Raw genomic sequence first — 6,927 nt, forward strand, 5'->3', positions numbered from 1 at the left:
GGCCCGGCTCGGGTGGCCGGGCGGCCGGGGGGTGCCGGGCGCCCGGGCCGGGGCCGTCGTGGTCGCCGGGGCCGGTTCGGCCACCGGGTCGGCCAGGGGTGCGGCGGCGAGGGGCTGGTGCGGCTGGGCGGCGGCGGCGGTCGCGGCCGCGAGGAGCAGCAGGGCGGCGGCCCAACGGGTGCGGGCCGTCACGGCGTCCCGCCCGCCGGGGCGGGGTGCCGCCAGGCGAACGCGAGGGCCCCGCCGAGGACCGCGAGGAGCATCCCGACGAGGAAGCCGCCGAAGTTGGCCAGCGGGCAGGACAGCAGGCCGAGCAGCATCCCCGCCACCCCGCAGACGCGGGCCCTGCGCGGCCGGTACAGGAGTACGACGGACACGCACAGGAGCCCACCGGCGATCATGAGGGAGGACGTGGCGCCCGGCCCCTGGAGCGCGAGGAGGGTCGGTCGCCCGAGCGGGAGGTAGGCGAGTTCGGCGCCGGCCGCGGCCAACAGGGCGGCCGCGGGCAGCGGACGGCCGCGCAGCGTCCGGCCGGCGGCGGGCGGGGAGGTCGCGCGCACGGGCGGGGAGGTCACGCGCACGGGTGGGCTCCGGGGCGGATCGACATGCTGGCGTCGGCGAGTTCGAAGGTGGCGGCGGCCACCGACCAGGCCCGCACCTTGACGTCGTCGATGTCCAGACGGCGTGCCTGCTGCCCGTAGGCGCCCTGCTGCGCGCGGGGCCCGGCGCCGAGGGTGCTGGCGTCCTGGCCCATGCGCACCTGCTTGAAGCGCAGGTCGCCGTCCAGCCGTTGGAGGTCGATGACCAGGTCGCGGGCGTGCACGGAGCGGTTCTCGCCGGTGCGGATGGTGAGCGTGACCGCGCCCAGCGGGGTCCGCGTGACCGAGGACTGGCAGAGGTTGGTCAGCGTGGCGTCGGCGATCGAGGCCACCGCCACCGGGTGCTTCTCGTCCGTCCCGGACGCGACGGAGGCGTACTGCACCGCGTCCCGGCCGCGCAGCGTGTCGGCGGTCACGGTGAAGGTGCTGCCCGAGACGGCGAAGTAGACCGGGACCGCCGCGGTCGCCGTCGTCGCCGCCACGGTCCCGCCCGCGAGCACCAGGCCGACTGTGCCGGCCAGGGCGAAGCGGCGCCAGTCCGTGCCCGGCTTCTCCGTTCTGTGTCTGCCACCCGCCATCCGCGCTCCTGCTTCCCGTCCCGTCGGACCGTCGAGGTACTTCCGGCCCCCGAAGGGCCGGGAACGACGGCGGTCCGCGGGCCGCGCGGCCTCCGGGCCGGGGTGCCGGTGAGCAGGCCGGGCGCCCGGCCGCCGTCCTGAGATCATGGAAGGAGAACGATCCGGGGCCTGACTACGACACGGCGGAGCCGGATCCTGCCCCGTGCGGGCGAAGCGTCCCTGCGGCGGGCGTCCGGCACCTCGTCGGACGGCCGGCGCCGCGCACCCGGTCCTGGCCCGGGGCCGGTCGGGCGCCGGTCGGCGACCGGTCGGGCGCTACACGGCCGTCGGCAGCTCCGTACGGCTGAAGGCGCGCGCCAGGTAGGCCCGGTCGACGGGGTCGGGTTCGGGCAGGTCGCCGACGGCCCTGAGGAAGCCCGTGCGGTCGTAGGTGCGGCGCAGGGTGCTCAGCCCCGGCAGGTGGCGCCAGGTCTCCTCGGTCAGCGTCCGTTCGAGCCGGGTGGGGGCGCCGACCTCGGCGTGCACGCTCAGCGAGAGGCCGGGGTAGCGCGTCGCGAGGGCGTCCAGCGCGGTCCGGAAGGGGGTCTCCCGCGGGTGCGTGACGTGCAGGGTCCGCACCCGGGCGGGGCCGTCGGCGGGCGCGGCCGCGGCCCGGACCATGGCGCGGGCCGCGTGATCCACCTGGAGCAGGTTGAGGGTGCCCTCGGGGTCGGCCTGCACGCGCACGCGGACCCGGTCGCCCCGCAGGCCTCCCCTGAGCAGCTCCGCCAGGCCGTGGCCGCGCGCGGTCCAGCCGTTCGCCACCTGGTCGACGAGCCGGACGAGCACGTCCACCGGCTGGCCCGGCAGCCCCTCGGGGGCGGGCCGGTCGCTGACCAGCAGGCTCGGACGCAGCACGGTGACCGCCCGGCCGGTCGCGGCCGACCAGGCGCGCAGGAGGCGTTCGGCCGTGTACTTGCTCTCCTCGTACCGGGACATGAAGCCGCTGTCCTCGCTCAGGTCGTCCTCCAGGACGTGCCCGGTGCTCCGGCGCCCGGCGACGTAGGCGGTGCTGATGTGGCGCAGCTCCGCCGCGGGCGCGGCCTCCAGGAGGTCCAGCAGATGGCGGGTGCCCTGCACGTTGGCGCGGTGCAACAGGGCCGGGGCGTCCATGAAGTTGAGCAGGGCCGCGCTGTGCCAGACCTCCCGCAGACCGTCCAGGGTGCGCGCGCGGTCCGCCGCCGACAGGCCGAGGTCCGGCCGCTCGATGTCCCCGGAGACGTAGCGCAGCCGTGCCAGGGCGCCCGGCCGCGGCGGGGTGTCCGTCAGCCAGGCCGCGGTCGCCTCCACCCTCGCCCGCAGCGCGTCCGGGGTGCCGCGCCCCAGCACGGTGACGGGTTCGTCGCTGTCGTCGGCGAGGAGTTCGCGCAGGACGCGGCAGCCGACGAAGCCGGTGGCTCCGGTGAGCAGGATGGACACGGGTGGCTCCTCGGCGGGGGAGGGGCACCCGAGTCGGGTGCCCGGCTCACGGGTTGGCGGGAGTGGCGCCGACCGGGCGTCAGGCTCACGGGTTGGCGGGGGTGTGGCGCCGACCGGGCGTCAGGCGGGACCGGCACCGGCCGCGCGGGGCCCACGCTAGAGGCACCGGCGCGGGTGGAGGTGCCCCGTGCCGGGGCCCGGTCGCCGGTACCGCGCGAACGAGTGCACCGGGGGCCGCGCCGGGGAGGCCACCGCTTCGGGTGAACCGGGCGTGCGCCGCGCGGTCGTGGGGCCGGTGCTGGGCTGGTGCCGGGCCTGTGTCGGGCCGGTGTTGGGCCGCCGTCGGGCTGCCGCCGGGCGGTGGTCGGGTGGTGGTCGGGCCGGAGGGGCGTACGGCCGGTGCACGGCGGGGGTTCGCCCGCCCGTGCGGGAGCCCGTCGCGCCGGAGAGGCGTACGACCGCGTCCCCCGTCCACCCTTTTCACTGAAAGTAGTTGAACGGCTACGGTGCGTGCTGCTGTTGAGGTCGGCACGGGCTGTCGGCCCGTACTCCCTCCCGCGGAAGGCCGCACCATGGACCACTGCGCCGTGCCCGACGAACGAGCCATCGCCGTCATCGGGGTCTCCTGCCGGCTGCCGGGCGGCATCGACGACCTCGCCGGCCTGTGGCGGGTGCTGAGCGAAGGGCGCAGCGTGGTCGGGCGGATGCCGCCCGACCGGTTCGAGCCCGAGCGGTTCGTGGACCCGGTGGTGCCGCGCCCCGCCAAGAGCTACACCGCGGCCGGCGGGTTCCTCGACGACGTCGCCGGTTTCGACGCCGCCTACTTCGGCATCTCCCCGAAGGAGGCCGCGCAGATGGACCCGCAGCACCGGCTGCTCCTGGAGCTGACCGCGGAGGCCCTGGACGACGCCGCCGTCGACCCGGCCGCCCTGGCGGGCAGCGACACGGCCGTGTACGTGGGCATCTCGGACGCCTCGTACGGGCCCCTCCAGTTCCTCGACATGCGGTCGGTGAACGCGTACACCATGGCGGGCGCCGCCTCGTCCATCGCGGCCAACCGGCTCTCCCACGCCTTCGACCTGTGCGGGCCCAGCATGGCCGTGGACACCGCCTGCTCGTCCGCGCTGGTGGCGCTCGACCGGGCCTGCCACACGCTGTGGGAGGGCACCAGCGGCCTCGCCGTGTGCGGCGGCGCCAACATCCTCCTGAGCCCCTACCACTACGTGGGCTTCTCCCAGGCCTCGATGCTCTCCCGGCGCGGCCGCTGCGCCGCGTTCGCCGCCGACGCGGACGGCTTCGTACGCGCCGAGGGCGGCGGGGTGCTGCTGCTCAAGCCGCTGGAGCGGGCCCGCGCCGACGGCGACCGCGTGCACGCCGTCGTCCTGGGCAGCGCCGGCAACAGCGACGGCCGCACCATGGGCCTCGCCCTGCCCAACCCGCGCGCGCAGGAGGCCCTGTTGCGGCAGGCGTACGCCACCGCCGGGGTGCACCCGGACGAGCTGGTCTACTTCGAGGCGCACGGCACCGGCACCCCGGTCGGCGACCCCGCCGAGGCCGAGGCCGTGGGCCGCGCCCTCGGGGTGCGGAGGATCAACGGGGCGCTGCCGCTGGGCTCGGTCAAGACCAACCTCGGTCACCTGGAACCCGCCTCCGGCATGGCGGGGATCTGCAAGGCGCTGCTGGTGCTGCGCCACCGCCGCATCCCCGCCACCCTGCACGCCGAGGTGCCGCACCCGGACATCGACTTCACCGGCCTCGGCCTGGACCTCGTCACCGAGGAGCGGGCGCTGCCCGCGGGCGGCCGGGCGGTCATCGGGGTCAACTCCTTCGGCTTCGGCGGCGCCAACGCCCACGTCATCCTGGCCGAGGCGCCACCCGCGGACCCGCCTGGGCCGGGGCCGGAGCCGGGGCGGGGGCCGGGTGACTCTGCGGACCTGTCGTCGGCCGCTTCCGCGGACCGGGGGTCGGCAGCTTCCGCGGGCCCGGCCTCGGCCGTCCCCGTGTGCCCGCCGGAGGGGCTGCCCGTGCTGGTGAGCGCGCGTACCCGCGAGGCCCTCGACGAGGCGGTGTCCCGGACGGCCGCGCGTCTGGAGGCCGCCGACGAGGGCGACTTCTACGACCTGGCCTACACGTCGTGCCGCCGCCGGGCCCGGCACCCGTACCGCACCGCCGTCCTCGCCCACAGCGCCGCCGAGGCCGCCGCGCGGCTGCGGCGGGACGACGCGCACGTGCCGGTGGAGGCCGTCGAGGCCGGTCAGGTGGCCTTCGTGTTCTCCGGCAACGGCGCGGCATGGCCCGGCATGGGCGCCGACCTGTACGCCCACGAGCCCCTCTTCCGCGAGACGGTGCACGCCGTGGACCGGGAGCTGCGGCCCGCGCTCGGCTGGTCCGTGGCCGAGGAGTTCCGGCGCCCGGCGGAGGAGTGGCGCATCGACGCGACCGAGGTCGCCCAACCGCTGCTGTTCGCCCTCCAGTCGGGCGTCGTGGCGCTGCTGCGGGAGCAGGGCGCGGAGCCGTCCCTGGTGCTCGGGCACAGCGTGGGCGAGGTGGCCGCCGCCCACACCTGCGGCGCGCTGAGCCTGGCGCAGGCGGCGGAGGTCATCGCGGTGCGCAGCCGGGCGCAGGCGGCCACCGCCGGGCGCGGGCGGATGGCCGCGGTGGGCCTCGGCGTGCGGGACGCGGAGCGCGAGATCGCCCCGTACGGCGGCCGGTTGGAGATCGCCGGGATCAACACGGCCGACGACACCACCCTGGCCGGTGACCCGCGCGCCCTCGCCGACCTCGGCCGCGGCCTGGCGGAGCGCGGCGTCTTCTTCCGCGACCTCGGACTCGACTACGCCTTCCACAGCGCCGCCATGGACGGCCAGGAGGCCGAGGTGACCGCCGCGCTGAAGGGCCTCCGGCCCGACGGCGCGCTGCTGCCGTACCACTCCACGGTGACCGGCTCCCGCCTCGCGGGCCAGGCCCTGGACGGGGAGTACTGGTGGCGCAACGTCCGTGAGCCGGTCGCCTTCGCCGCCGCCGTCGAGGACGCCCTGGACGGCGGCGCGGACGTGTTCCTGGAGATCGGCCCGCACCCGGTGCTCCGCGGCTACCTGCGCCGCCTCACCCGCGCCCGCCGCCAGGTCCGCACCGCCGTCCTGGACACCCTGCGCCGCGACCACGACGGCCGCCAGGGCCTGGCCGCCGCCCGCGCCGCCCTGCTCGCGGCCGGGACCGGCACGGACCTGGCCCGCTACTTCCCGCGCCGCGGACGGGTCGTGGAGCTGCCCGCCTACCCCTGGCAGCGGCGGCGGCACTGGAGCGGCGCGAAGGAGGCCTGGGCCGGCGGAGCGCTGGAGCACCCGCTGCTCGGCGTCCGCGGCCGGGCGCCCGCCCCCGTGTGGTCCGGCGCCCCGGACGCCGTGCTGACGCCGTGGCTCGCCGACCACAAGGTGGCCGGCTCCGTGGTCATGCCCGCCACCGGCCACGTCGAACTGGCCCTGGCCGCCGGACGGGCCGTGCTCGGCGGCCCGGTGGAGGTGGAGCACCTCGACATCCAGGCCGTCCTGGTCCTGCCCTGGCCCGACACCTCCGCCCTGCGCGTGCAGACCTCCCTCGACCCCGACGACGGCACCCTGCTGATCTCCAGCACCGACGAGCACTCACCGGAGCCCCGCCCGCACGTCCGCGCCCGCGTCCGCGCCCTCGTCCGTCCGCAGCCGGCCCGCCCGGCCGCGGCGGACCTGGGCGACGACCGGTTCCCGCGGCGGATCGCGGCCGAGGCCCACTACCGCGACTGCGCCCGCGCCGGACTCGACTACGGCCCCTCCTTCCGCACCCTGACCGAGCTGCGCGTCGGCGACGGCGAGGTCCTCGCCCACTACGCCTGCGACCGGCCCGCCGACCCGTACACCGTGCACCCGGGGCTGCTGGACGGCGCGTTGCAGGCCGGGGCCCCGCTGCTGGCCGACCACGTCGCCGACGGCCGGTGCTTCCTGCCCTCCTCCGTCGACGCCGTCCGCGTCTGGCAGCCGCCCGCTCCCACCGGCACCGTCCTCGTCCGCGAGCGGTCCCGCACCGAGGACGAGGTCTGCTGGGACCTCACCCTCAGCGACCCGGACGGCACCGTCACCGCCCGGCTCGACGGCTGCCGCCTGCGCCGCTTCGCCGCCGCCCACCGGGCGCCGCTCACCGTCAGCCACACCGTGCTGCGCGCCGCGCCCCACGACGACGAACCCTGCGCGCCCTCGCCCCTGCCCGCACCCGCCGCGCTCGCCGAGGCCTGCCGGGACCGCGCCGGGCGCGTCGTC

4 protein-coding genes and 1 pseudogene are annotated in these 6,927 nt (G+C 77.4%); 1 reads left to right on the forward strand and 4 read right to left on the reverse strand.

Annotated elements, in window-relative coordinates:
- The 4 genes and pseudogenes from IE330_RS37305 to IE330_RS37320 form a co-directional block, all read right to left on the reverse strand.
- Positions 1-192: pseudogene (locus tag IE330_RS37305) on the reverse strand (hypothetical protein); the annotation flags it as partial.
- Positions 189-581: a DUF6114 domain-containing protein gene (locus IE330_RS37310; RefSeq protein WP_229926211.1), complete on the reverse strand. Its 393-nt coding sequence runs from the start codon at positions 579-581 to the stop codon at positions 189-191. The pseudogene IE330_RS37305 and the gene IE330_RS37310, both read right to left, overlap by 4 nt.
- On the reverse strand, positions 572-1,177 hold the full coding sequence (locus IE330_RS37315) for a DUF6230 family protein (protein WP_190140629.1): 606 nt from the start codon (positions 1,175-1,177) through the stop codon (positions 572-574). Before IE330_RS37315 ends, IE330_RS37310 begins: the two co-directional genes overlap by 10 nt.
- A 315-nt stretch (positions 1,178-1,492) precedes the next feature.
- Positions 1,493-2,635 carry an SDR family oxidoreductase gene (locus IE330_RS37320; RefSeq protein ID WP_190140630.1) on the reverse strand — a complete coding sequence of 381 codons (1,143 nt, stop codon included), beginning with the start codon at positions 2,633-2,635 and terminating at the stop codon, positions 1,493-1,495.
- A gap of 587 nt (positions 2,636-3,222) precedes the next feature.
- On the opposite strand from IE330_RS37320, the gene IE330_RS37325 reads away from it, so the two are divergent.
- On the forward strand, positions 3,223-6,927 hold a 3,705-nt coding region (locus IE330_RS37325), incomplete at its 3' end, for a type I polyketide synthase (protein ID WP_229926212.1).

The sequence above is a fragment of the Streptomyces longispororuber genome (assembly GCF_014656095.1).
Taxonomy (GTDB): domain Bacteria; phylum Actinomycetota; class Actinomycetes; order Streptomycetales; family Streptomycetaceae; genus Streptomyces; species Streptomyces longispororuber.

Coding starts and splice junctions, on each gene's coding strand:
- IE330_RS37315 (WP_190140629.1), bottom strand. CDS start 1,177: ATGGCGGGTGGCAGACACAGAACGGAGAAGCCGGGCACGGACTGGCGC.